Genomic DNA, 25682 nt, shown 5'->3' with positions numbered 1-25682 from the left:
ACTTGCCGGATGGAACGGGCAAGTGGTTTTTTTTAATCCAGTAATAATGGATGGGTCATGACGTTGTAGCTTTGGTCTTTGTTTTTAAGTTCGTTGCCGTCTTCGAAGACACTTTCAAAGAAGCGTGATGCTGGTTCTGCAAGTTCTTTGTAGTATTCACCGAACAGTGTGGCAGCGTGTGACCCCAGCCATTTCCCAGGCAGAAGCTCTTCCGGTAAGCCGGGATCGACGAACAGGAATTTGCGGTATTCATGCACAAGTTTGGTTCGTTCGACGAAGCATTCTGCATCGCTCATTTGCCCTTTTCCTATCTTACTTTTGTCGATCATGTATTGTTGACTATAGTGAGAAATGAATTCCTGATAGCGGTCATTGATTTCGTTCAGGTCCCAACTTTTCTCGATCAGTCGTTTATTCTCATTGGGCCCTTCATATTCAGCAATGAAGAAATCGACGTATTCTTTAATGTCGTATTTTCCAATTAGGGACTGTACCTGTTTTTCAAGATTGTTTGGAGAAATCCACGTGCTTGTTGAGAGGGTTCCGAATCCACTCCATACCAGCTCTTTTCTCAACTCATCCCGAATACTCCTAATCTCTTCAGGAATCGAGTACATAAGGATTCTCCATTTACCATCCCATTGCTCGGGCTTCAGCTTAAAAATCCTATTTGCCGCTTCTTCCATGCGAGTCACACCGCGTTCAGTCAGGGAATAGTAGCTTTTGTTTCCCTGTTTTTCCGCCTGGACCCACCCCTGCTTATTCATTCTTGAAATCGCTGCACGAACAGCTTGATCATTGTGACCAAATTCATTGAGCAAGCGAATCAAACTGCCAATCCATATCTTATTGCCATAGTGCCGTATGTAATCCCCATATAGTGTAAAGATCATTGATCGTGTATTCATCGGTGCCTCTCCTTTAGATATATTCCGTTTGTTTATGACGTTTAATTTACGTTTAGTTTATATATTATCATAAACAATCGATTAAAATAAATGAATATTCTTGATTTTTCATCTTTTACCGGGAATTTCTCACACAAAAAAAAGGCTCATCTACAGAGCCTGATCCTCAATGATATACCCTCAACATCTCAAGCATTTTAACATAATCATACGTATTGACAACCTGCTCCTTCGACCAATTCGCCTCGATCCATCTCACGAGCTCTTCCTGACTATTGAACACTTCCCCGCTGGTATCGGCATTTCTTATCAAATACCTTCCGTTGTCCTCATCCGCAACTACCAGACAAGGAATCTCGCTTTCTTTTGTCATGATTTCAAATTCCATCTTACTCACCTCACTTCTATCTTTTCTAAAAAGTGGCCATTCTAATCACAAAAAGAGCCCTGCACATACAGGACTCGAGCTATTAAGTTTCGATGTTCTCTACTAAAGTCGCAATTCCCTGACCTACACCGATGCACATGGTGGACAAGCCGTAGCGTACCTTTCTCTTTTTCATTTCATATAAAAGGGTGGTGAGGATACGTGCTCCACTGGCTCCCAATGGATGCCCGAATGCGATGGCTCCTCCATTGACATTGACGATCTCTTCATTCAATCCAAGCTCACGGATGCAGGCAATGGATTGTGCAGCGAATGCTTCATTCAGCTCCACTAGGCCGATTTGGTCAAGGGCAAGCCCTGACCTCTTCAGTACCTTCTGTGTGGCATAGATCGGTCCCAGCCCCATCACTGAAGGTTCAAGTCCTGAAGTGGCCGATGTCATGTAGCGTGCCAGCGGTGTAACGCCTAATTCTTCTGCCTTCTCCCTGCTCATTAATAATAGGGCAGATGCACCATCATTGACTCCTGATGCATTCCCGGCCGTCACCGTTCCTCCTTGGAATAACGGCTTAAGCTTCTGCAGTTTCTCACTATTGGTATCGGGCCTTGGGTGCTCATCGAGATGGAACGTAGATAGGTTCCCTTTACGGTCACGTAACTCGACGGGCACGATTTCCTCTTTGAACCGTTCTTCATCCATGGCACGCTTCGCTTTCATTTGGCTCCAGTAAGCAAAGTGGTCCTGCTCTTCCCTTGAAATGCCGAACTGCTTCGCCACATTCTCGGCTGTTTCCGGCATAGAATGAGTTCCGAACTTTTCTTCCAGACGGGAATTAACGAAGCGCCATCCGATTGTCGTATCGAACATCTCCATATTGCCTCTTGGGAAATCCTTTGAAGGCTTTGCCATGACGTAAGGAGCACGCGTCATACTTTCAGTCCCGCCTGCAATGAAAACATCCCCTTCATTCGCCGATATGGCTCTCGCTGCATAGTTCACGGCATCCAGTCCTGATCCGCACAAGCGATTGATGGTGGTTGCACCGACTTCAACTGGGAGGTCAGCGAGAAGTGTCGACATCCGGGCTACATTCCGATTATCTTCCCCGGCACCATTAGCATTTCCAAGAACCACCTCTTCGATGGTATGAACCGGCACTAGAGGATTTCGTTCCACCAGGGCTTTTATGACATGAGCTCCTAAGTCATCGGGACGCACCTCTTTTAAGGAGCCTTTGTATTTTCCAATGGGAGTCCGGACGGCATCGACAATGACAACCTCTCTCATGATTGATGCTCCTTTTCCATTGCCTCAGAATAATCATAAACGCCTTTACCCGTTTTTCGGCCAAGGCGCCCGGCCTTCACATATTTTTCTAAAAGAGGAGCCGGACGATATTTTTCACCAAGCTTTTCATGAAGGTATTTAAGGTTATTCAATCGTGTATCCAACCCGACTAAATCGCCGAGTTCAAACGGACCCATTGGATAATTGAGTCCAAGCTTGATCGCCTTATCAATTTCCTCAGGTGACCCCAGTCCTTCCTGCAGCATGTAAAAGGCTTCATTGCCGACAAGGGCAGAGATTCTGCTTGTGACAAAACCGGGGAACTCATTGATGACTACCGTTTCCTTCCCCATCAGGCGGGCAACCTGCTGAATGACTTCTGTCGTTTCATCACTTGTTTCCAATCCCTTTACGATCTCCACGAGAGGCATTTTATGTACAGGATTGAAAAAGTGCATGGCAATCACTTTGTCTGGCCGTTTCGTAAAGGAGCCGATTTCAGTCGGGCTCATGGTGGAGGTATTCGTCGCCAGATAACAATACTCCGGGGCATGGGCATCCAGTACTTCGAATACGCCACGCTTGATATCTGTCTTTTCCGGGACGGCTTCGATGACCACATCGGCATCCCGTACGGCAATCGAAAGATTCGTTGAATAGCTCATAAGTTCTTTTGCTTCTACGTACTGCTGTTGAGTGAGCTTGTTTCTTTCGATTCCTTTTTGAAAGATATGTTGAATTTCATTCCTGGCGTGATCCAACTGTTCTTGATTTATATCCACCAGTGTGGTCCTGAAGCCTCCTACTGCACTTACATAGGCGATCCCTCTTCCCATTACGCCGGAACCTACAACTACGATATGCTGTGTCATGTCTGTCTTCCCCTTTCTTGCAATAAGGGGTTGACCCTGATAGGACACCCCCCCTGCTTGTTTATGTCTTCTTACACACCAAATGGATTTAACGGTCGATTTCCGAAGTAAGAAATGATACTCTTTGTTTCTGTGTAAAGATCAAGCGTTTCAACGCAAAGCTCACGTCCGAATCCCGACTGCTTGTAGCCTCCGAATGGAGTACCCGGGAATGCAGAGAACGGGCAATTCACCATCACGATTCCGGCTTGGATCGCTTTCGATACTCTTGTCGCACGCCCGTGGTTTTGAGTCCAAACAGCTGAACCGAGACCATATTCGCTATCGTTGGCCATTTTGATCGCTTCTTTTTCATCCTTGAATTTCATTACCACCACTACAGGGCCGAAGATTTCTTCTTTTACAACCTTCATGTCGTGATTTACATCCGTAATGATGGTTGGCTCATACCAGTAGCCTTTTTCGAACCCTTCTACCTTCGCAGGGCTTCCCCCGACCAGGATCGTTGCTCCCTCTTCTTTGGCAGACTGAACATATCCATCGATCGTATCAAGCTGATCCTGGTTGATGATCGCCCCGATGTGAGTGCCTTTATCATGTGGGTCAGCCAATTTCAGCTTCTTCGTCTTTTCAACGAACTTTTCCATGAACTCATCGTAAATATCTTCGTGTACGTATAATCTTGAGCGCGCTTCACAGGATTGACCTGTGTTATAGAAGATTCCGAACAGGGATCCATCCACTGCTGCATCAACATCTGCGTCTTCAAAAACGATATTAGGTGATTTCCCTCCTAATTCGAGAGTCACTCTCTTTAACGTTTGGGACGCTTTTTCCATAATGTTTTTACCGATAGGTGTTGAACCTGTGAAGGCAACCTTATCAACCTTTTCATGCTCGACTAAGTAATTGCCGACAGAAGAACCTGCACCAGGAATGACGTTTACAACACCTTCAGGAACTCCGGCTTCAATACAGATTTCACCAAGTACGATGGCTGTCAGCGGTGTAAGAGTTGCAGGTTTTACGACAACCGAGCAGCCTACCGCAATCGCCGGCGCAATTTTCCACGCTGCCATCATCAATGGATAATTCCACGGAATGATCTGAGCACATACACCGACCGGCTCTTTCTCCGCAACATTCATGAATTGACCTGGTACATTATTGACCGTGCCACGATGGCCCACAATCGCTCCTGCATAGAATTCAAAGTCTTCGATCGCTTGCATCACTTGACCTTGTGCAGCTGATAGTGATTTCCCGCTATCCATGATTTCAAGAGTGACAAGTTCATTAAAGCGTGATCTCATAATGCCTGCAATTTTATTAAGCACGCGGGATCGTTTATTGATCGGGAACTTCTTCCACTTGCCGTAATCAAAAGCATTTCGTGCTGCTTCAACCGCTTTTTCAGCATCTTCTACAGATGCCAGTGAGACAGTGGCAATCGCTTCACCTGTCGCTGGATTGTACGTCGTAAAGGTTTCACCTGAACCACTTTCCATACGTTGACCGTTGATAACCAATGAATAATGTTCTCTTTTCATTTCAAGGACTTCAAAGCTTTGCTCTTTTACTGTAGACATAACTCCATCTCCTTTTTGATTGAATTATTTTCCGTGAAAGGCTGGCCTTCTTTTTTCCATAAAAGCCGTTACACCTTCGCGATGATCTTGTGTCATTCCTGCGATCCGCTGGGCACAGGCTTCTTTTTCTAAGTATTCGTTGAAGGATAGATCTGCGCTTCCCTTTAATAAACGCTTCATCAAACCGATTGCCTTCGTTGGCATGGAGGCGATTCTTTCGGCAAATGCAGCTGTTTCTTCTTGCCACTGGTCGAGAGAGATAATTTTTGTGACCAGGCCAAGCTTTTCAGCCTCTTCTGCTTTTAATTTTTCTCCAAAAACAGCCAGTTCCAGTGCTTTGGCATAGCCAACAATCTTCGATAAGTAATAGAGATTACCTGAATCCGGGACTAATCCAACATGAACAAATGCCTGCACAAAGCTCGCTTTCTCTGATACGAGCCTGAAATCACAGGCAAGGGCCAGGCTGAATCCCGCTCCTGCAGCCACTCCATTGACGGCTGCAATCACCGGCTTTTCACACTGCTCGATTTCTTTCACCATAGGTCCGTAATTATTTCGAAGCACCTCTCCATGATCCATGGATTCATCTACTTCACTCAAATCCTGCCCCGAGCAAAAAGCCCGACCTTCACCTGTGATAACGATGGCTCTCACTTCTTCATTTCGAGAGGAGTCCTTCACGGCCTTTTGGATTTCCAGATTGAGTTGACGAATGAAAGCATTCAGTTTATCCGGGCGATTCAAGGTAATCCAGGCTACATTATTCTTCACTTCGTACTTAATCGTTTCAAACATGCGGCAGCCTCCTTATTTCCCTTTGAAATTCGGTTTCCGTTTTTCCACAAAAGCCTTCATGCCTTCTTTCTGATCTTCAGAGGCAAAGAGAAGATAGAAGTTCTTCCGCTCATATTGCATCCCTTCATAAATCGAGGAATCAACGGCTTTATGAACTGATTCTTTGATCAAACGAAGGGAAAGCGGTGGCTTTGCAGCTAATTTTCTGGCGAATTTCTCGGTTTCTTCTATTAATAGCTCTTTCGGAATGGCGCGGTTGATGACTCCCCATTCAAGGGCTTGCGTTGCTGTAAACATGTCTCCCGATAACAGCCATTCCATTGCCCGTGATTTCCCTATCAGCTTTGTGAGCCTCTGGGTACCGCCCGCTCCCGGCATGACCCCAAGATTCACTTCCGGGAAACCGAAGCCCGCATCCTCAGAAGCGAATAGAATGTCGCAGCAAAGGGCTAACTCAAATCCGCCTCCCAGTGCAAATCCCTGGACCGCTCCAATGATCGGTTTCTTGATCCAGGCAAGGCGGTCCCATTCGGTAAATTGATTTAAGAGCTCTAAATCAATGGCCCCGTCTTCCGCCATTTCATCGATGTCTGCTCCTGCAGCGAAGGCTCTGCCCCTGCCGGATAAGACAATTGCTTTCACACTGTCGTTCCGGTCGAATGCCTCGAATGCATGAACTAACTCCGATACCATAGGACGATTGATGGCGTTCAGAACTTTGGGTCTATTCAATTCAATGAAACCAAGTCCGTCCCTTTCGCTCACTACGATATATTCGTACTCTTTATTCATTCACTTCTTCACCGATCATGAGAGTGACTAACTCTGCGGCGAAGCCCATAAGGTCCTTTCCGGAGGCTTTGCCTTCATCGGATTTCATGGCTGCTTTCAGCTCTTCATGATTGTCATAATACATTTCGCACATTAAGTAGTATTTGCCTTCTCCACCCATAGGTGAGCCGACGATTTTCGTAACATCCATCTTCTTAAGTCCTGGAATTTTTGCTGTGATCGGAGCGTGGGTATTGAAGTAATGCTCATCAAATTTCTCTTTGTTTTCAGGGTGTTTATACAATGCGATCAGTTTTACCATAGTGGAATCTCTCCTTTGATTTTCAATAGTTTAATAGATTTTTCACATCATGGTGGATATCGGCTTCATGGCCTCAAACGGGTTGCGGCATTGCTTGCAGTAGAGGATGCTTCTGCAGGCGGTTGGACCGAACAGATTCTCCATTGAAGTATAGGGGGAATCGCAATACGGGCAGTGAATCTCCCAATCTTCTTCCCCTGTGAACTGTTCAGGCGGGGGTGCGATGCCGAATTCCTTCAATCTTTCCCGGCCATTTTCGGTTAACCTGTCGGATGTCCAGGGAGGAGAATACACGAAATGAACCTGTACGGATTGAATTCCCAGCTGCTCCCGACACGCCTTCTCCACATTCCCTTTAATAATGTCCAAGGCAGGACAGCCTACAAAGGTTGGGAGAAGTTCAATCATGAGAGAATCTTCGTGATGGTTTATACGATTGACCATACCTAGATCCACAATGCTGATGGAATCAATTTCAGGATCTTTCACAGTTTGAAGAACATCTAAAACGGTTGTAGTCATTTTTCCTTCATCCTTTACCAGCTAGCTGCGGGATTTGTGTTATAGACTTCGCTTAATGTGGAAAGTGCCGTATCAAGTTCAGGAGTGTGTTCACCTAAGCGTCCATTCCCTTTTTTCATGCGTACATTCGGAGGAAAGGATAGTTGAGTCGATTGGAAGACCGGCTGAAGGGCAAGCTCCCATCGCTTCGATAGATTCTCTTCTCCTTCGATCAGCGCCATAAGTGCCATTTCTTTTCCTTTAGGCCCTAAGGTCAGAACTCCCTGGAATTCATCCAGCACTCTTTCAATCGCCTTATTCATTCGCTCCCTTGCTTCGCCGCCGGCACTCATTAATTGAATGAACCAGGTTTTCCAGTGCAGCAGGTGATAATATAATTCTGTGTTGATTTTGATCGCCATTTCGGCAAGTGGTTCGTAGGAGGAGTTCTTTAATGAGTCAATTCGCACCTTTTTGGCGACGCTGTAGAAATAATGTCTTACAACAGCAAAGGCCCAGTCGTAGCGGGGTTCTTGTAAGTAGTGTCCGGGTCCATTCACTTCTTCCAATAAGATGGCATTCCTTCGTTCAGAAGCCTTCCTTCCATGTGCCAGATGGTCCTGATCCCCTTCCCCTAACTCTTCAAGGAGCTGGTAGAACATGGTGGCATGCCCCATCGTGTCTTGATTAATGGATGAAAACGCGACGTCCTCTTCAATATGAGGAGCGAGCCCCAGCCATTCAGACCCACGGTAAGCAAGGATGAAATCATCGTCGGCCAGTTGATAGAGCAGGCTCAGAAGCGCTTCTTTATAATCTGCGTTCGGAATGTCATTAGGACTTTTCACTTTCATCATTTCTTCTTCACCAACTCTCCCCATGACATGATTTCTTTCTCATCGAGCATTTCCTGTTCGTACTGTCTCCACTTCTTCTTGAGATAACCGTAGCCTTTGGCGTTCCGGTAATCTTTATTATCAAGACGACCGACACTCTCTCTTTCCTCGGGTGTCATCATCCGGACGTCCGACCGCTTCACAACCCATATATCCGAGACCGGCTCTCTTCTCATGAAATTCTCTTGGGCCATCACCATGGCCAGCTCATGATTCGGGGCTAACAAGCTGAATTGATGCTGCATCTGTGCCCCGTCCGACCTTTTACTAAATACTTCAAATTCCTGATAAAAATTCTGCCCCTTGTCAGACATCCTTCTCATTCCCTTCTAGCTTACTTGGTCACTAGGGCTTAATGCTTCCCGAACCCACGCATTATTGTCGTAGGATAGTTCTCTTAAACGAAGGCGATCCTTTGATTTCGGACCCTTGTTCCGAATGATTTCCTTGAAGCGGTCCCAATCGGGCTGCTTATAGATCCATAAATCCTGCTCTTCATCGAAATACATTGTCTCATCGGGAAGTGTCAGTCCTAACGACAGCATCCTTGGAACATATTTCGTGAAAAAGTCCTGTCTCAGCTGTTCATTTGTTTTCGTCCGGATGTTGTATTTAATAGTGATGTCCTGTTTAGAGGAACCTGTCGTTTTCGCATCACCCGGTCCAAAGAACATAAGAAGCGATTCCCACCAGCGGTCCACTGCATCCTGAACTAACGCCCTTTGATCGGGAGTTCCTTCTGCCAGAGCCATGATGATAGCTTCACCATGCTGTGCGTGGAACACTTCTTCCGCACAAATTCGTTTAAGCGCCCGGGCATATGGCCCGTATGAGGCATGGAGCATATTCGTCTGTGTGATGATTGCCGCCCCATCAACAAGCCAGCCGATCAACCCAGCGTCTCCCCAGGTAGGTGCTTCCATGTGGAAGACGTTATGAAACTTCAAATCCCCTGAAAACAAATCTCTCATAATATGCTCACGTGTTTTCCCGTAAGGCTTCATTAAGTCTTCCGCTACACGAAGCAAAAGCTGTCCGTGGCCCATCTCGTCCTGAACCTTCGCCATGATGCCAAGCTTCCTTCTTAGTGTAGGTGCTTTCGGAACCCATTCCTTCTCGGGAAGAGCCCCCATGATTTCACTGATCCCATGCATGGAAATCAGCTTGATCAAAGCATTCCTGTATTCATCCGGCATCCAATCATCTGCTTCAATCTTTTCATCGTTTTCGATCTTTCTCATAAAATGAGCCATATGCTCTTCTTCCGTCATCTGTTGATTAGACAATAAATCACTCATTGTAACCCTCCTTTATCACACAGTTCCTACGTGATGACCATATTGTGTGATAACTATTTTCCTCAAAAAAAATTTCACTGAAGCATTCCTTCTCCTCTAAGATCCACAATCCGGATGGCTTTCCCTTCTGAACGGGGGATTTCTTTCGGTCCCCTGATTTTCACATCCATGGAAACGTAGCAACGGTCTTTCATGAGGCTCTTCACTTTTGCTTCCAACTGATTCAAGTGTTCATGATTTAAATCGTTAGACACTCCTTGAAAGCATTCATCTGTGACTTCAACCTGAAGCTCCACCAAATCGAGTGCCCCTTTTTTCTTTAAGTGAACCTGATAATGTGGTGCAAGCTCACTTATTTGAAGAAGGAAGTGTTCCATTTCAGATGGAAACACGTTTACCCCTCTAATGATGAGCATGTCATCCACTCTACCTTTCACTCTGGACATCTTCACCGTTGTTCGTCCACACAAGCAAGTTCCGTACTGAATCGAAGCAATATCACCGGTTCTATAGCGGATGATCGGAAAGGCTTCTTTCGTTAAACTCGTAAAGACAAGCTCCCCGATTTCCCCTTCCGGGAGAGGCTCTAACGTATCAGGGTCTATGACTTCCACAAGGAAATGATCCTCTGCAATATGTAGACCATCCCGGGCTTCGTGACATTCCATGGCAACCCCTGGTCCAATGACTTCACTTAAGCCATAAATGTCGCACGCTTTAATATCCATCTTTCTCTCCAACGTTTCTCTCATCGCGTTAGACCAAGGCTCCGCGCCGAATATCCCATATCGCAAGGATAGTGAAGCCGGATCCTTCCCCTGGGCCTCCATCGCTTCTGCTAAATTGAGAACGTAAGATGGCGTGCCGCATATGACCGTTGGCTGAAAATCTTCTAATAATGTAATTTGTCTGGACATGTTTCCACCTGATACCGGCACCGTGATCATCCCAAGCTTCTCACTTCCATAATGAAGGCCCAAACCACCTGTGAATAGTCCGTACCCATATGCATTATGCAGGACGTCCCCCGGTTTCCCGCCTGACATGGCAATGGCCCTGGCCACAATTTCTCCCCACATGTTGATGTCGTTCTGGGTATACCCTACAACCGTTGGCTTTCCACTTGTTCCGGAAGATGCATGGACCCTTACCATTTCTTCACGCTTGACCGCGAACAGGCCAAAAGGGTAATGTTCACGTAAATCCTTTTTTATTGTAAGCGGTAACATTTTAAGGTTTGACAAAGACTTTATATCCTGTGGCTTCAGACCTCTCAAGTCAAATTGCTCACGATAAAAAGGGACTCTTTCATACACATAAGCAGCAATATGTTGTAATCTCTCTAGTTGAAGGCGTTCCATTTGCGATCGACTGGCAGTTTCAATCTCATGCAAAATCAAAGCATCGGCCTCCTGTCACTATATAAAAATATATTTATATAACGTTATTAATTCGTTTATATAATTATTCGTTATATTTATCTACTCAAAAGATACCGTGTCTGTTGGAAATTGTCAATATATTTTCAGAAAATTTCACCAAAGTGAATTTACAGGCTGCTGAGTGAGAAGATGTCTTGGGGAAAGGTATCTTTCTGATGCTTGGCATAGAGAGGGCGTGAGAATCCGTTTCGCCGTTATATTTGGAATTTCGCCGTTAAAAGTGAGATTTCGGCCGTTAAAATGAAAATTTCGCCGTTATCCTATCGGAGGTTTCTATGAACCAAGTAAAATATAGCTTTTATTTGATAAGTGAGTAAAAAGTTTATGTCATTTTCTATAAAAATAACGATTTTCTCGCATAGGATTCTTACTTATGCCAACCGAGGCCGGAAAAAACAACAAAAAGCCTGCTTTGAAATCACTTTTCAAAGCAGGCTTATATTATTATTCAGTAGCCGGTTTAAGCGTTGATTCCTCTTTGACCGCTTCTTCCTGCAACTCTTTATCTCGTTTGATTCTTCCATTTCCGACTGAAAGGGCTACTCCAACACCAATGGAGATAAAGATTAAACCTGTTAAGAATACAGTTGTGAAGGCATCAGACCATGCTGTTTCAATGGAAGCAATCACGATACTGCCTACCTCTTTCGGGACATCCAGTAAACCTGGTGTGACAAGCAGTCCGAACAGGGCATCTGTTTTATCGCTTAACCCTGCAAGGATTTGACTTGCAGCTGGATTATCCTGCTGTGCCGTCACTTCCTTCATATTCTCTTGAAGTGATTGATTCATTACGGCGTTCAATACTGTAATCCCAATCGTTCCACCGATTGAACGGAAGAAGGTGGCCGATGATGTGACAGCCCCTAATCGTGACTTAGGGAATTCATTTTGGACAGCAATCATAAGTGTTGGCATCACCAGTCCCATTCCAAATCCCATGACCACCATAAAAAAGTATGCTGTATATTCTTGAGAATCCGGCCCCATCGTACTCATCAAGAAAAAGCCGACTACAGTAGTGAGCATACCTGCCGTAAGGACGGTGCGGTATTTCAGTTTCAGTAATAATCTACCTCCGATGATACTTGCCGTAATCATCGCGATCATCATTGGGGTCATCGTAGAACCTGCCTGGGTTGGTGTAACCCCAAGAATCCCCTGCATGAACATCGGTACAAACATAATCGCTCCGAACATTCCAAGACCAAGCAGGAAACCTAACGCATTCGTTGTCGCAAACACTCTATTCTTGAACAGGCTCAGATCCAGGATTGGTTCCTTTGCTTTGTTTTCGATGAAACCAAACAGAAGCAGTAACACGATGGAACCACCAAAAATCAGAAAGCTTGTTCCTGACTCCCACTCGAATTTGTCTCCTCCAAAATTCAATCCTATCAGTAAAAGCACTAACGCCGGAATCAGCGTGATGATCCCTAAGTAATCAATGCTTACCTTATCTGTCGGGCGTCCTGCATTTTCATACTTTAAACCGATGAACAATAGGAGTGCCGATAATAAACCAAATGGTACGTTAATTAAGAAAATCCAGTGCCAGCTGATGGTATCTACAATGAAACCGCCGATAAATGGGCCGATCACTGAGCTTAATCCGAATAATGCCCCAAATACCCCTTGCCACTTTGCACGCTGTTCAGCTGTGAAGATATCCCCAATAATCGTTTGGGACAGGGGCATGATCATCCCTCCGCCAATCCCTTGAAGACCGCGATATAGAACGAGCTGCTCCATGGAAGTGGCCGTTGCACACAAGCCTGATCCGATAATGAAAATGATGACCCCGATCAAATACAATAAACGCCTACCATATAAATCCGATAGTTTCCCCACGATCGGTGTAACAGTGGTGGAAGTAATTAAATAAGCCGTGGTCACCCACGCAAAAATAGAAAAACCGTTAAGCTCAGCGATAATAGTCGGCATCGCTGTTCCTACTACGGTTTGTTCAAGGGCACTAAAGAACATCCCGATGATTAAACCGGTAAGCACTAAGCGTTTATTAATCCCTGGTTGTACTGACATATGCGTTCTCTCCTTATTCTTCTGTATTGTTCTCAACAGCTGCAGCCAGCTTCTCGTAAATCGTTACCAGTTGATCTACATCTTCTTCATCTAGATAAGCGAGATACTTTGAAAAAATTTCTCTTCTTTTAGCTTTTCCTCTTTCAAAAACCTCGCGTCCTTCAGAGGTTAGTTCTAACTTCACAATTCTGCGATCCTTCTCATCTCTTTCCCGGAGGACAAAATTGTTTTTAAGTAAACGGTCGATCATCACCGTGATCGCACTAGGTTTTACATCGAGCTTATCCGCCAGTTCCGTCGATTTTGTTCCTTCCGATGTGGAAAGAAGATAAAGAATATAAAACTGGGGACCTGTTAAGTTCATTTCTTTTAATGAAGTAGTCAGATCTTGTTGAATATGCCGATTTGAAATTTGAAAAGCTGTAAATAAACGATCTATATAGGAGTGTTTAATATGTTCTAAGTCCACTTCGTCCCTCTTTTCACTTCATTAATATTTAACCTATTTAAATATTAATGAGGTTATATAAAAAAGTCAATCTATTTTTCTCCCCAATCCCACTCAAAAAATGTCAGAAAAAATCCATAATAAAAACTTTTATAAGTAAATGCTTTCATAGGGATTTACCATTTACATCCCAGTATTCACTCTTTATAATCGGGTTGATTGTTTTTTAAACTACCGTTACTGAAAGGAGCTTGCTCCATGATGAAACAAGTTCAATCCTTACTAAATATAACGTTGGGCGCTTTATTGATTGCGTTGAATATTCATTTTTTCTTATCACCGAATATGGTCGGCACAGGGGGGACCAGCGGGGCGGGCATCGTTCTATCGCAATTCATGGACTTACCTGTTGGAGTGATTATGTTTGCACTCGATATGCTTCTATTTATTCTCGGCTTACTTCTCATTGGTCCAAGCTTCGGTCTGAAGTCGGTCTTTGCAAGCCTCTCACTAAGTGGCATGGTATGGGCCTTAGAGGTGTATCACCCCCTCCATGGTCCCATCGGTCATGACGTTCTCATTCAAATTGTGATTGGTACGCTCATTGGGGCGATTGGAGTCGCAATGATCTTTAATCAAGAAGCTTCTGCCGGTGGAACGGGGGTTCTTGCCAAGATCATTCACAAGTTCACTGGTCTTGAGCTGGGACGGGCAGTCCTCGCTTCTGATATTCTGATCGTCATTTCGTCTGCCTGGTTCTTCGGACTGCAGATCGGTTTGTATGCATTCTTTGGATTGTTATTAAAGGGGATGATGATTGACCGGACCCTCCAGTTTTTCCATGAAAACAAAGAAGTGGTGATCATCAGCGAGCACAGTGAGGAAATTAAGCAGTTTATCGTAGGAGACCTGGAAAAAGGTGCAACACTGCATTCAGCCAAAGGCGCATTTTCAGATGATCAAAAAGAAGTCATCACAACCATCCTTGATCGCAAAGACTTCTCGAAATTAAAATCATATATTCAATTAACCGATGAAAAAGCATTCATCACCGTACACAGCATGAACGAAATATGGGGACAGAATTTTAAATCATTCGCTTAAGAGGATGATCCAGTCAGGCGTTTTCACAAATCTGATGAGATTTTGAAGACACCTGATTTTGGATCAGCCTCTTTTTCGTATATGATAGACATTATGAACTATTAGATTGAATGGATGATGATCGTGAAGAAGAGACAAACCGCAGAGTTTAGAGTATATAGGCAACTGAAGGATGCCTTACTGGCCAGAAAGATCGCTCCGGGAACCCAGCTTGTCGAACAAGTCATCTCTGAAAAGTTGACTGTTAGTAGAACCCCCATTCGGCATGCGTTGAAAAGACTTGAATTAGAAGGACTGGTTCAAATCATCCCAAACCGGGGAGCTTTTGTCGTCCATCCCACAAGAGAAGAAATCACCTCTTTTTTTGAGTTAAGGAAAGAACTTGAATACCTTACTGTTAAGTATGGTCTGCCTAAGGTTAAAAAAAACGACATGCCGAGGCTCTATACCTTTCTTAAGGAAGAACAGGAAACCTATAGACAAAAGGACCTGTTAAAATATGTAGAGCTCAATAAGCAGTTTCATTTATTCCTTGCCGAAGTCAGCGGAAATAAATTCCTGATGCGGTACATGGATGAAATGCTTACTCAGTCCAACGTCTATCTATTCTTATTTGATGTATTTTATCACGTGGAACCCGGTGAAAATGTCCGTTTCAGAGAACACGAAGAAATGGTCAATGCCATTGAAAACCGCGATCAACAAACCCTGCTGGAATTAATCGACCTTCATATGAAGCATAGTTTTGATGACTTACGTTTAGAGGATAATGGATATTCGTCGTTGGAAGATGTTTTGGAGGACTAATATAAAAAAGCGGATTCTCAAGCTTTTAATGCTTGTGAATCCGCTTTTTCATTTAGAATAATTTCGTCGTCCAGTTTTCGCAATTCCATACTTCCGTCGCCACATCCTGATAGAAATCAGGTTCGTGACTGATTAAGAGAACGGTGCCTTTATATTCTTTAAGGGCTCGTTTCAATTCTTCTTTAGCCTCGACGTCCAAGTGGTTGGTCGGTTCGTCGAATACAAGGACGTTCGATTCTTTGTTCATCAATTTACATAGGCGGACCTTCGCTTTTTCTCCCCCGCTCAGCACTTCTACCTTGCTTTCGATATGCTTTGTCGTCAGGCCGCATTTCGCCAGGGCGGCACGCACTTCCGCTTGATTATAGGATGGGAACTCATTCCACACCTCTTCGATGCACGTATTATTATTCTTTGACTTGATTTCCTGCTCAAAATAACCAATATGAAGATAGTCTCCCAATTCCACTGAACCTGATATTGGTTTGATTTCTCCTAAAATACTGCGTAGAAGAGTCGTCTTTCCGATCCCGTTCGCTCCAGATAGGGCAATCTTCTGACCGCGCTCCATCTTGAGATTAAGTGGCTTCGACAGTGGTTCGTCATATCCAATTACAAGATCTTTCGTTTCAAAAATGACCCTGCCTGCGGTTCTCGCTTGTTTAAAATGAAACTCCGGCTTCGGCTTTTCGGCAGCCAGTTCAATCATATCCATCTTATCCAGCTTCTTCTGACGTGACATCGCCATGTTACGAGTCGACACACGTGCTTTATTGCGGGCAACGAAATCCTTCAGCTCGGAAATTTCCTGCTGCTGCCTCTTAAAAGCTGACTCAAGCTGCTGCTTCTTCATTTCATGAACCCGTTTGAATTCATGATAATCTCCGGCGTAACGATTCAGTTCCTGGTTTTCCATATGATAAATAAGATTAATGACACTATTTAAGAATGGAATATCATGTGAGATCAATATAAACGCATTTTCATATTCCTGAAGGTAGCGTCTCAACCAATTGATATGCTGCTCATCAAGGTAGTTGGTAGGCTCATCGAGTAACAGGATGTCCGGCTTTTCAAGTAATAGCTTGGCCAGTAAGACTTTCGTCCGTTGTCCTCCACTTAAATCGTGTACATCCTTATCCAACCCTATATCATCTAATCCAAGGCCGCGGCCGATTTCTTCTACTTTTGCGTCAATGATATAAAAATCATTATTTGTCAGGGCATCCTGGAGTGTCCCTGTTTCCTCAAGCAGTTCTTCCAGTTCTTCAGGAGATGCCTCCCCCATCTTGGCAAACAGTTCATTCATTTCTGTTTCCATATCAAAAAGGTATTGAAAGGCTGTCTTCAACACATCCCGGATCGTCATGCCCTGCTTCAACTGTGCATGTTGATCCAGATAACCGATACGGATCCGCTTCGCCCACTCCACTTTTCCTTCATCGGGCTCAAGCTTACCTGTAATAATATTCATAAATGTAGACTTTCCTTCTCCATTGGCACCGATCAAGCCGATATGCTCACCCTTTAACAAGCGGAAAGAAACGTCATTAAAAATCGCACGGTCACCGAACCCGTGAGTTAAATTTTTGACTGTTAATAAACTCATATAGTAAACACCTTTTCTTTATATACTAAAATTCGCTCTCTCTATTATAAGGGTCATTTTGCTTAGAAGATAGAGGGAAATGAGCTGGTGTTTTTTTCTTCCTTTACTCGGGTGGCACCCGCTACATCGTAGTCGGCAGGATCCAGTTCAGTAGGTTCACCGAGGGCGAGCTTCGCAAGCTCAGATCCAAGATATGGACCGAGCGTCAGGCCCGAAGCCCCAAGTCCATTCGCCACCAGCACCCCATCTACTCCCGGCATAGCACCGAAAACAGGGAGGAATCCAGGGGTGAAGGGACGAAACCCCACTCTCGTTTCAATCACCGTACCATCATGAATGCCCGGTGCTACTTCCATCGCCTTGTGAAGGACTTCATGTAAACCACCTGCCGTCACCCGGCGGTCGAAGCCGACTTCATTTTCATGGGTCGCACCTGCGACAACTCTTCCCTCAGGAAACGCGAGAAGGTATTGGTCGTTCGGAGGCATGACGACAGGCCATTCACTCGTTCCTTCCCCCTTTACTTCTAAATGAAGAATTTGCGCTTTTTGTGAAGATACTAAGAAGTCTATTCCCAGGGGTTCAAAAAGCGCCTTCGCCCAGACACCTGCCGTGACAATCACTTCATCTGCTCCAAGCTTTTCTTCATCTATTGTGACGCCTGTGATCCTGTTATGTTCTTTCAGAAGCCGGGCATCCCCTTGCCGGAATATCGCCCCGTTCTTTTTGGCTCCATTAATAAGCGCCTTACGCATCGCTCTTCCATCAACTCGTGCAGCCCCACTTACATGAACAGCTTGATACTCTTCAGATAAAAGCGGGAAACGTTGACGTGTTTCCTCAGCAGTAAGAATGGTGAGTTCACCGATTTCAGGTGCATCCTCCCTGCGTTTTTCCGCTCTCTCCACCATTTTCCGAAGCTTATTTTCATCTGTATGCAGACTGATCGCTCCTACACGCTTATACCCTGTTTCTGATTCTCCGTCTGCTTCCAGCTGCTGAATGATACTCGGATAATACTTCGCCCCACCTCTCGCCAGTCGATACCACACTTTATTCCGACGCTGCGACAGCCATGGACAAACAATCCCCGCCGCTGCATCCGTTGCTTGTCCAGGATCCTGCCGGTCTACTACTGTGACCTCTGCCCCGGCCTTAGCAAGATGATACGCCGTAGAAGCACCAAGAATCCCAGCTCCGACAACAATATATGATTTCATTTAAAACACCTTTTCATTTCATTTTTTCTTTATTTTACTTGAGAAGTAAATGGAACTCAATGGAGGTGCGGTTTTCAAGGAAGGTGATCTTGTTTTTACCTGGTACAACACCAAATACCACCAACAATTCCAGACAATTCTCACTACTTTTTTCAAAATAGATTGACAAGTTGTTTTGTTTCATGATAAAAATTGTATAACCTAATATTGAATAAGCTTTGATGGAAACAAGTAGCGGACATTTCCCTGTTAAAGAGAGCCGGTGGTTGGTGTGAACCGGTACAAAGGTTAAGCGAATTTCGATTCCGGAGCTTCTTTTGACGAGATCAAAAGACGGTTAAGGCCGTTATGTGTGAAGAGTGATGAGAATCGTTTTCTCATAACTAGGGTGGTACCGCGATATCCAAATCGTCCCTACGATATGTAGGGGCGATTTTTTTATTTTGTTTAAAAAGCGGCCCTCCACACGTCAATAATAAACAGAAAGGAGAATGAGTATGAGTCAACGCGAACAATGGTCATCAAAGATTGGCTTTATTTTAGCGGCAGCAGGGTCTGCGATTGGATTGGGGGCAATTTGGAAATTCCCTTATATCGCTGGGCAAAATGGAGGCGGAGCATTCTTCCTGATCTTCATTCTATTTACTTTATTACTCGGACTTCCATTATTATTAGCAGAATTCTCCATCGGACGAACGGCACAAAGTAACGCCGTTGATTCGTATCGGAAAATCGCTCCAGGTACACGCTGGCACTGGGTCGGAATTCTTGGGATGATCACATCCTTTATCTTACTTTCCTTCTACAGCGTGATTGGCGGGTGGATAGTTGTTTATCTATTCAAAGCCATTACGGGTCAATTGAACAATCTTTCCTCTGACCAGTATGCAGAAGTATTTGGTGCAACGATCTCTAATCCTGTTACAAGTGTATTTGTTCAATTCCTTTTCATCTTGATGACCATCATCGTGGTTGCTAAAGGGGTTCAAAAGGGTATTGAACTGGCCAGTAAAATTATGATGCCGGCTTTATTTATTTTATTTATTCTCTTGGTCGTACGTGCTGTAACCCTTGATAATGCCATGGATGGAATCACATTCCTGCTGCAACCTGATTTTTCAAAGGTGACATCACAAACGATTTTGGAAGCGATGGGACAATCGTTCTTCACACTAAGTGTAGGTGTATCGGTGATGGTGACATATAGTTCCTACCTGCCGAAAACACAAAGTCTTCCAAGATCGGCCATTTCGATTGTGGCTATGAATATTTTCATTGTACTGTTAGCGGGCTTGGCCATTTTTCCGGCAGTCTTTGCCTTTGATTTAGAGCCTGGGGCAGGCCCTGTACTACTGTTTAATGTTTTACCAACCGTTTTCAGCCAACTTCCTTTTGGGATGTTCTTCTTTATTGCGTTCCTTATTCTGTTCTTGTTCGCAGCATTAACATCCGCGTTCTCCATGCTCGAAATCATTGTTTCGGTCATTTCTAAAGGAGAACCTGAAAAGCGCAGAAAATGGTCCTGGATCATCGGACTTGCCATCTTTGTTTTCGGTATTCCATCGGCATTATCATTTGGAATACTAGGGGATATCACGCTATTCGATAAGACCATTTTTGACTTGGCTGATTTTGCTGTCAGCAATGTATTACTTCCGATTGGGTCATTACTGATTTCACTATTCGTACCTATGAAAATGAAGAAAACAGCCCTTTATGAAGAGCTGAAGCAAGGAAGCGGATTGAAGCGTGGATTGTTTGAAACGTGGTTCTTTTTGATTCGCTTTGTGGCACCATTGTTAATACTTGCGGTTATGCTGGATGTCTTAGGAGTCATATAAACGATAAAAAGGTTGACCTTACCCATTAGGTCAACCTTTTCATTTTGGATCATGACATCCCGTACCCCATGACCACTCCGCATGCCAGCCGTTTCCCTGCATCTCCTGAGGGCTGGGACCTGTAGTCATCCGGGCTTTGATGGATGATGACCCCTTTGCCGATCACATCTTTCACTTTAAATTTATTTGTAAAAAAAGACATTTTAGCATATCCATCATTGGAAAATAGTACAGGAAAGTCCCCCGCATGATTTCCATGAGGCTGATTCGTCGGATTCCAATGACCTCCCGCAGTAGAGAAGGGTTCCTTTGGATCGCCAATTTCACAGACTCCCTTTTCGTGTAAGTGAAACCCATGTGGACCGATCGGATTTTGATCTCCTTTGCCTTCCTTATATGCCGGTAAACCTGTTATCTCTGCATAAACTTCCACCCCATTTTGCACTTCACGAAAAAAAACATATCCCTGCAATCCTTGTGCTAATGGACCTCCCTGTATATGAGCGTATGCCATGGCAGGAGCATTACGATAATATGAATAAGCAGGATAGCCATATTGATAATAATTCATCAGCAGTCCCCCCTTCCTTCAAGACATTTTATGTTGATAGTCTGGTTGACATGATGAAAAAAAGAACTTCACTTTTTAAACAAACGTTTGTTTAACCTTTGAAAACCTTGTCTATTCAATGGTTCATCCTATCAGTCAAACGTTTGTTTAAATTTCTGCCAATGAGATTGATACACTTACCGCCTTTACGCGGGTTTCCCCCATTCTTCCATTGGAAACCACCTTTGAAGATCAAAAAATCTTCTCACCTATGCTGAAGAAAGCGGAAATATGATTGGTTTTATTTTCCTATTACTATTATCACTTTTCATTTTGTCCAAAAAATGTTATATTTTCAGAAACTTCAGATTTCTAATATGCAGTACCATTTTAGGAGGGATTGATATGCAAGGTGAAATTAGGTTAATTCCATATTTCATGGACGAAATGGTTGTTGATGCAAATGAAATTCCTAAAGGCGTTGATTTAATCCAAGCTCCTAGTATGTGGAAGAATGGGTACAAAGGAAAAGGTACGACGATTGCCGTCCTGGATACAGGCTGCGATATGAACCATCCGGATCTTACAGGGAAAGTGAAGGGGTTCCGCAATTTTACGGATGATGACAACGGTGCTGAAGATAACGTTACTGATTACAGCGGGCACGGTACCCATGTTGCAGGGACGATTGCTGCAAGTGAAAATGGTGATGGGGTTATCGGGGTTGCTCCCCTGGCTGATTTATTGGTTATTAAAGTACTGGCAGGAAGCCGTGGAAGTGGAAAATACGATTGGATTGTGAACGGCATCTTGTATGCGATTGAACAAAAGGTGGACATCATTTCCATGTCATTGGGAGGCCCCACAGACCACAAACCCCTGCACGAAGCGATTCAGAAAGCGGTAGATGCAAATATATTAGTGGTTTGCGCTGCAGGAAATGAAGGTGACTCAAACAGCAGCACCGATGAGTTCTCTTTTCCAGCTTGCTACAATGAAGTGATTTCTGTTGGAGCCATCGACCTTCAGAGGAAGTCTTCTTACTTTACTAACTCCAATAATGAAGTTGACTTAGTCGCACCAGGCGAACAAATCTTGTCGACCATCCCTGGTGAAAAATACGCTAAGCTCAGCGGTACCTCCATGTCTGCGCCCCATGTGTCCGGAGCACTGGCCCTCATTAAAGAATTCGAACAGGCAGCCTTTGACCGTAAACTATCGGAAGCTGAAGTGTATGCACAACTTATTAAGCGTACCGTTCCACTTGGATTCCCGAAAACACTAGAGGGAAATGGATTGTTGTTTTTAACTGCACCCGACCTCCTGAGGGAACATTTAAGAAATCAGCCGCTTGCTCAGATTGGGTGATGGATTTTCGACTAGTTGATTTTCGGTTCATTTCTGCATGATTGGAAGAACCCCCTGCTCAAAATGCATTTGAGCAGGGGGTTCTTTCCAATCACGGGACCTTTCAGCTTTTCTGAAAGCAAATGAAACGTTATTTCAATCGAATGAGGCAAAAATCGTCACTCACTTTTCTTCTTATTATTCTACAGAAAAAGAACAGTCATCAATGACTGTTCTTTTTGTGCTACACAGCTTTTCTACTATTGTAGTCTGCTTTCAACTTGCTGACACACTTCATCAGCACTTAATCCGCTAGCTTCAATAACAGATCCTTGGGTAGCCACGTTTTGAATACCCATTACATTGGAATCCATTCCTGTCACTACGCAGCAGTCACAGCCATTTGCATCTGATTCCTGCTTAAGTTCTACAACGTCATGCCCCTTTTCACGTAAGGCTTGTACAACGTTCTGAAGGGATTGTTCAACACCAATTCTTCTTGTCATGCCTTTACACCTCCTGGTTCTACATATAGGTTTTTCTTTCAGGGAAAAAGATATTCGTCATTTATTTTTTATTTACTTGTTTGCCACTTTTTTTCTGACTTTGACTTTTTGAATTCCCTACCTGGATATCGGATCCGAACTCCACGTCATTCTTAGCCTTTTGCTTAGCCAACTGTTCAGATGTTTGGTCCATGCTCTTCTTTCCTTGTTTAGACATTCTCATCCCTCCTCTGACTTTTATAGAATTAGAATCCCCATTCCCAGGCAAAATATTTGAAGAGCATTCGATTCCTTTATGAATGTTTATTTTTACTCTTTCCTGGGTAAATAGTCTATATAACAACAAACAAAAGGGTGGTATTTTAATGGATGAAGCAAAATTAAAAGAGTTAATCGATGGATTAAATGAAGATTTAGCTAATGAGTATGCTGCAGTTATTCTATATACAAACTACGCTGCTGTTGTGAGCGGTTTATATCGTCAAATCCTAAAACCGTTCTTTGAAGAGGAAATCCCTGATGAGCAGGGACACGCATTATACTTAGCTGAAAAAATTAAAACATTAGGCGGAGAGCCTACAACAACTCCGGCTTCTGTTAAGCAAACAGATAATGTGAAGGAAATGTTAGAGGAAGGCCGTAAAGCTGAGGCTGATACAATCGAGCGTTATAAGAAGCGTAAAGAACAAGCAGAAGAGTTGGGTCTCGTCGAGCTTAGCATCAAGCTTGACGATATGATTGCAGATGAAACCCATCATCTTGAAGAATTCGATCGCTTACTCAAAGATCCTTCTTTTAACTAATATACGAAAAAGGCCGCTGTATGAGCGGTCTTTTTTCATGTGATGATTAGATAATCCATCCATTCCTCAAGCAGTAATGACTGATATTTTGGTGATAGATAACGGTCATCAATCAATCTGATGACCCCCGTATCCTCCTCTGAACGGATGAGTCTCCCTCCGGATTGAAATACTTTATTTAAACCCGGGTATACATAGGCATAGTCAAATCCATTCAACCCCCGTTCATTAAAATAGTCCTTTATGATTTCCTGTTGCCTATTCAGTTGAGGCAACCCCACCCCTACAACGATCACACCCTTTAGTCGATCACCTTTAAGATCGATCCCCTCTGAGAAAATCCCTCCCAACACGGCAAATCCAATGACCGGACGCTCTCTATCACCTTGATAGTGGTTAAGAAACTCCTCTCTGGCTGCTTCTTTCATATTGGGTTCCTGGATGATGAAATCTGCGTTCATTGATTCCTGCTTCATCTCCTCAAATGCTTCCTGCATATAGATGTAAGATGAAAAGAAGACCAGGTAATTACCTCTATATTCATTGAACGCTTCTGTAATGGAACGTGTAATCGAGGAAAGGGTCCGATTTCTATCCTTAAATCGAGTTGAAATCGGATGGATCCCCACCTGCCATTGTTCTCTTTCAAATGGGGAAGGAATGAGAAACCGATAATCGTCTTCACTTCCACCTAATTGCTGAAAATAATATGAAAAAGGATGAAGGGTAGCTGAGAAAAATACCGATGATTGAAAAGATTTGGTTATATGTTTAATAAGCTTTGAAGGATCGATGCAAAAGAGTTTCACTTCTATTTCATTAGAGCTTTGAGTAATTACAAAGCGGTGCTCGTCAGAATAGATGTTGGCGATTCTCATAAAGCTTAACGCATCAAAGTATAACTGAAGAAAGCCTTCAGACCAATCTCCATCTGCTTCTCCCAAGCTTTTTTCGGCTGCCTCAACAAAACCTTCCACCGCATCAACTAATTGTGCATCCAGTTCAATCCGCATATCTCCTTCTTGTTCTTTTTTCAGGCGGAGAAATTGTTTGTTAACCGCTGCCAAGCTTTTCTTTAATACAGATTGCTCAGGATACATTCTTTTTATTTCTAAAAAAGCGGATTTTTTCAGGATGGCTGAATACATTTCCCGTCCCCGCCCAACAAGATTATGTGCTTCATCAATAAGAAGAGTCGTCTTTTTCTTACTTTCCCCGCTCATTCTTTTTAACGAAACCTTAGGGTCGAAGATGTAGTTATAATCACATATGACACCGTCTACCAAATAGGAGAGATCGATAGAATATTCGAATGGGCACACCTTGTGCTTCCTGGCATAGGATTCAACGATTGGACGTGTGATGGTGGTCTCATGGGTCAATATATCAAGGAGCGCCCCATTAATTCGATCATAATAGCCATTGGCAAATTCACAGTACTCTTTCTGACAAATCGTTTCTTCTTTAAAGCAGATTTTGTCTTTTGCCGTAATCGTAATGGTACGCTGCGACAAACCTTTCCTTTCTAATAGGAGTAGCGCTTCTTCTGCCACCGTACGGGTAATCGTTTTTGCTGTGACATAAAACCATTTGCCCCTCATTGCTTTAATGGTCGGGAATAAGGTTGAAATGGTTTTCCCTGTTCCCGTCGGTGCATTCGCATACAGGGATTTGGATTCAGTGACCGTTTTATAAACAGCACCAGCAAGCTTTTTCTGGCCTTTTCGATACACAGGATACGGAAAACCCAGGTCTGGAATGCTCTTTAGTCGACTATCCTGGTTTGCCAGTATCACGTAGGCGAATGGATTATAGGCAGACAGGGTCTCGTCAACCATATGTTCCAGCTCTTCAAGGGTGTAAGTGCGGATGAATGACTTCGTTTTTTCCGATTCAACCTCTATGTACGTGAGCTGAACGCTAATATGGGTAAGCTGCTTTTCTTTCGCCAATAAGTATGCGTAGCATTCTCCCTGTGCCCAGTGAACACGGGATCCTTCCTCCATCTGGGACAGTCTTCTTGCTGTTGACTTTATTTCTTCGACAATGACTTCTTCATTTTCATAATGGATTCCATCACACCGGCCCTCCAGTTGATAGAGAATATCTTCAACCACTCTTTCTCCCTTCAGAAAGACTTCTTTCTCATCACCTTCTTTGTATTCTTTCTGCAGTTTTTGATGAAGCTTCGTTCCGATGGTCATGGAGGAGCGGGCTTGAAACCTGGCATCTATGCTCCCTTCTTTATACACAAACTCAACTAATTCCCTGATTGAGATCTTGACGATTTTCATCATGTAACGTTCCACCTCGGGCTTTCCCGCATAAATT

The 25682-nt window shown here is 43.9% G+C and carries 26 protein-coding genes and 1 other annotated feature; of the genes, 5 read left to right on the top strand and 21 right to left on the bottom strand.

The window, feature by feature from the left end:
• Positions 1–32 precede the first annotated feature (32 nt).
• The 15 genes from paaX to TV75_RS12465 form a co-directional block, all read right to left on the bottom strand.
• The gene (paaX, locus tag TV75_RS12535; protein ID WP_044339116.1) at positions 33–908 is read right to left on the bottom strand and encodes a phenylacetic acid degradation operon negative regulatory protein PaaX; all 876 of its coding nucleotides are present in this window, start codon (positions 906–908) and stop codon (positions 33–35) included.
• 166 nt (positions 909–1074) lie between these two features.
• On the bottom strand, positions 1075–1296 hold the full coding sequence (locus tag TV75_RS12530; RefSeq protein ID WP_044339115.1) for a hypothetical protein: 222 nt from the start codon (positions 1294–1296) through the stop codon (positions 1075–1077).
• Between the two features lie 82 nt (positions 1297–1378).
• On the bottom strand, positions 1379–2584 hold the full coding sequence (locus TV75_RS12525) for a thiolase family protein (RefSeq protein WP_044339114.1): 1206 nt from the start codon (positions 2582–2584) through the stop codon (positions 1379–1381).
• A complete protein-coding gene (locus tag TV75_RS12520) occupies positions 2581–3456 on the bottom strand; it encodes a 3-hydroxyacyl-CoA dehydrogenase (RefSeq protein WP_044339113.1) in 876 nt (291 codons plus the stop codon). Before TV75_RS12520 ends, TV75_RS12525 begins: the two co-directional genes overlap by 4 nt.
• Positions 3457–3527: 71 nt before the next feature.
• On the bottom strand, positions 3528–5045 hold the full coding sequence (locus tag TV75_RS12515; RefSeq protein ID WP_044339112.1) for an aldehyde dehydrogenase family protein: 1518 nt from the start codon (positions 5043–5045) through the stop codon (positions 3528–3530).
• 24 nt (positions 5046–5069) lie between these two features.
• Positions 5070–5843, bottom strand: a complete 774-nt coding sequence (locus tag TV75_RS12510) for an enoyl-CoA hydratase-related protein (RefSeq protein ID WP_044339111.1) — start codon at positions 5841–5843, stop codon at positions 5070–5072.
• Positions 5844–5855: 12 nt separating this feature from the next.
• Positions 5856–6635, bottom strand: coding sequence for an enoyl-CoA hydratase/isomerase family protein (locus TV75_RS12505; protein ID WP_044339110.1), 780 nt, complete (start codon positions 6633–6635; stop codon positions 5856–5858).
• A complete protein-coding gene (locus TV75_RS12500; RefSeq protein WP_044339109.1) occupies positions 6628–6936 on the bottom strand; it encodes an EthD family reductase in 309 nt (102 codons plus the stop codon). The genes TV75_RS12505 and TV75_RS12500 overlap by 8 nt, the downstream gene beginning before the upstream one ends.
• Positions 6937–6978: 42 nt before the next feature.
• A complete protein-coding gene (paaD, locus tag TV75_RS12495) occupies positions 6979–7458 on the bottom strand; it encodes a 1,2-phenylacetyl-CoA epoxidase subunit PaaD (RefSeq protein ID WP_044339108.1) in 480 nt (159 codons plus the stop codon).
• A gap of 14 nt (positions 7459–7472) precedes the next feature.
• Positions 7473–8291 carry a 1,2-phenylacetyl-CoA epoxidase subunit PaaC gene (paaC, locus tag TV75_RS12490; RefSeq protein ID WP_044339234.1) on the bottom strand — a complete coding sequence of 273 codons (819 nt, stop codon included), beginning with the start codon at positions 8289–8291 and terminating at the stop codon, positions 7473–7475.
• Entirely contained in the window at positions 8291–8647 is a 357-nt protein-coding gene (gene paaB, locus TV75_RS12485; RefSeq protein WP_044339107.1) for a 1,2-phenylacetyl-CoA epoxidase subunit PaaB, read from the bottom strand. The genes paaC and paaB overlap by 1 nt, the downstream gene beginning before the upstream one ends.
• Positions 8648–8662: 15 nt before the next feature.
• Positions 8663–9631, bottom strand: a complete 969-nt coding sequence (gene paaA, locus TV75_RS12480) for a 1,2-phenylacetyl-CoA epoxidase subunit PaaA (RefSeq protein WP_044339106.1) — start codon at positions 9629–9631, stop codon at positions 8663–8665.
• A gap of 74 nt (positions 9632–9705) precedes the next feature.
• Positions 9706–11031, bottom strand: coding sequence for a phenylacetate--CoA ligase family protein (locus TV75_RS12475; protein WP_044339105.1), 1326 nt, complete (start codon positions 11029–11031; stop codon positions 9706–9708).
• A gap of 486 nt (positions 11032–11517) precedes the next feature.
• Positions 11518–13116, bottom strand: coding sequence for an MDR family MFS transporter (locus TV75_RS12470; protein ID WP_044339104.1), 1599 nt, complete (start codon positions 13114–13116; stop codon positions 11518–11520).
• A 13-nt stretch (positions 13117–13129) separates the two neighbouring features.
• Positions 13130–13585, bottom strand: coding sequence for a MarR family winged helix-turn-helix transcriptional regulator (locus TV75_RS12465; protein WP_052504553.1), 456 nt, complete (start codon positions 13583–13585; stop codon positions 13130–13132).
• A gap of 237 nt (positions 13586–13822) precedes the next feature.
• Between TV75_RS12465 and TV75_RS12460 the strand changes: the two genes are divergently transcribed.
• Both TV75_RS12460 and TV75_RS12455 read left to right on the top strand, forming a co-directional pair.
• Complete coding sequence (locus TV75_RS12460; RefSeq protein ID WP_044339103.1) at positions 13823–14668, top strand: YitT family protein; 846 nt, start codon at positions 13823–13825, stop codon at positions 14666–14668.
• Positions 14669–14791: 123 nt separating this feature from the next.
• Entirely contained in the window at positions 14792–15475 is a 684-nt protein-coding gene (locus tag TV75_RS12455) for a GntR family transcriptional regulator (protein ID WP_172655739.1), read from the top strand.
• A gap of 52 nt (positions 15476–15527) precedes the next feature.
• On the opposite strand, the gene TV75_RS12450 is transcribed toward TV75_RS12455, so the two are convergent.
• Both TV75_RS12450 and TV75_RS12445 read right to left on the bottom strand, forming a co-directional pair.
• Positions 15528–17084 (bottom strand): ABC-F family ATP-binding cassette domain-containing protein, encoded by a 1557-nt coding sequence (locus tag TV75_RS12450; RefSeq protein WP_044339101.1) that lies wholly within the window; start codon positions 17082–17084, stop codon positions 15528–15530.
• A 62-nt stretch (positions 17085–17146) separates the two neighbouring features.
• Positions 17147–18304 carry an NAD(P)/FAD-dependent oxidoreductase gene (locus TV75_RS12445; protein WP_044339100.1) on the bottom strand — a complete coding sequence of 386 codons (1158 nt, stop codon included), beginning with the start codon at positions 18302–18304 and terminating at the stop codon, positions 17147–17149.
• Between the two features lie 209 nt (positions 18305–18513).
• Positions 18514–18723: a binding site (T-box leader), on the top strand.
• A gap of 78 nt (positions 18724–18801) precedes the next feature.
• Between TV75_RS12445 and TV75_RS12440 the strand changes: the two genes are divergently transcribed.
• Positions 18802–20145: a sodium-dependent transporter gene (locus TV75_RS12440; RefSeq protein WP_044339099.1), complete on the top strand. Its 1344-nt coding sequence runs from the start codon at positions 18802–18804 to the stop codon at positions 20143–20145.
• Between the two features lie 49 nt (positions 20146–20194).
• On the opposite strand, the gene TV75_RS12435 is transcribed toward TV75_RS12440, so the two are convergent.
• Positions 20195–20716 carry a superoxide dismutase family protein gene (locus TV75_RS12435; RefSeq protein ID WP_044339098.1) on the bottom strand — a complete coding sequence of 174 codons (522 nt, stop codon included), beginning with the start codon at positions 20714–20716 and terminating at the stop codon, positions 20195–20197.
• A 384-nt stretch (positions 20717–21100) separates the two neighbouring features.
• Between TV75_RS12435 and TV75_RS12430 the strand changes: the two genes are divergently transcribed.
• Positions 21101–22063: a S8 family peptidase gene (locus tag TV75_RS12430; protein ID WP_044339097.1), complete on the top strand. Its 963-nt coding sequence runs from the start codon at positions 21101–21103 to the stop codon at positions 22061–22063.
• Positions 22064–22302: 239 nt separating this feature from the next.
• Here TV75_RS12430 and TV75_RS12425 read toward each other — a convergent pair whose 3' ends face one another.
• Positions 22303–22548: a YkuS family protein gene (locus TV75_RS12425; RefSeq protein WP_044339096.1), complete on the bottom strand. Its 246-nt coding sequence runs from the start codon at positions 22546–22548 to the stop codon at positions 22303–22305.
• A gap of 61 nt (positions 22549–22609) precedes the next feature.
• Positions 22610–22765, bottom strand: a complete 156-nt coding sequence (locus TV75_RS22120; protein ID WP_172655736.1) for a hypothetical protein — start codon at positions 22763–22765, stop codon at positions 22610–22612.
• A gap of 148 nt (positions 22766–22913) precedes the next feature.
• Here TV75_RS22120 and TV75_RS12420 point away from each other — a divergent pair, with 148 nt between their 5' ends.
• Positions 22914–23351, top strand: a complete 438-nt coding sequence (locus TV75_RS12420; RefSeq protein WP_044339095.1) for a ferritin-like domain-containing protein — start codon at positions 22914–22916, stop codon at positions 23349–23351.
• Between the two features lie 35 nt (positions 23352–23386).
• On the opposite strand, the gene TV75_RS12415 is transcribed toward TV75_RS12420, so the two are convergent.
• On the bottom strand, positions 23387–25648 hold the full coding sequence (locus tag TV75_RS12415; RefSeq protein WP_044339094.1) for an ATP-dependent DNA helicase: 2262 nt from the start codon (positions 25646–25648) through the stop codon (positions 23387–23389).
• Between the last annotated feature and the right edge of the window lie 34 nt (positions 25649–25682).

This window comes from Rossellomorea aquimaris (assembly GCF_000935355.1).
In the GTDB taxonomy this organism is placed as follows: domain Bacteria; phylum Bacillota; class Bacilli; order Bacillales; family Bacillaceae_B; genus Rossellomorea; species Rossellomorea aquimaris_B.
This window is presented reverse-complemented; position numbering and strand designations above follow the sequence as displayed.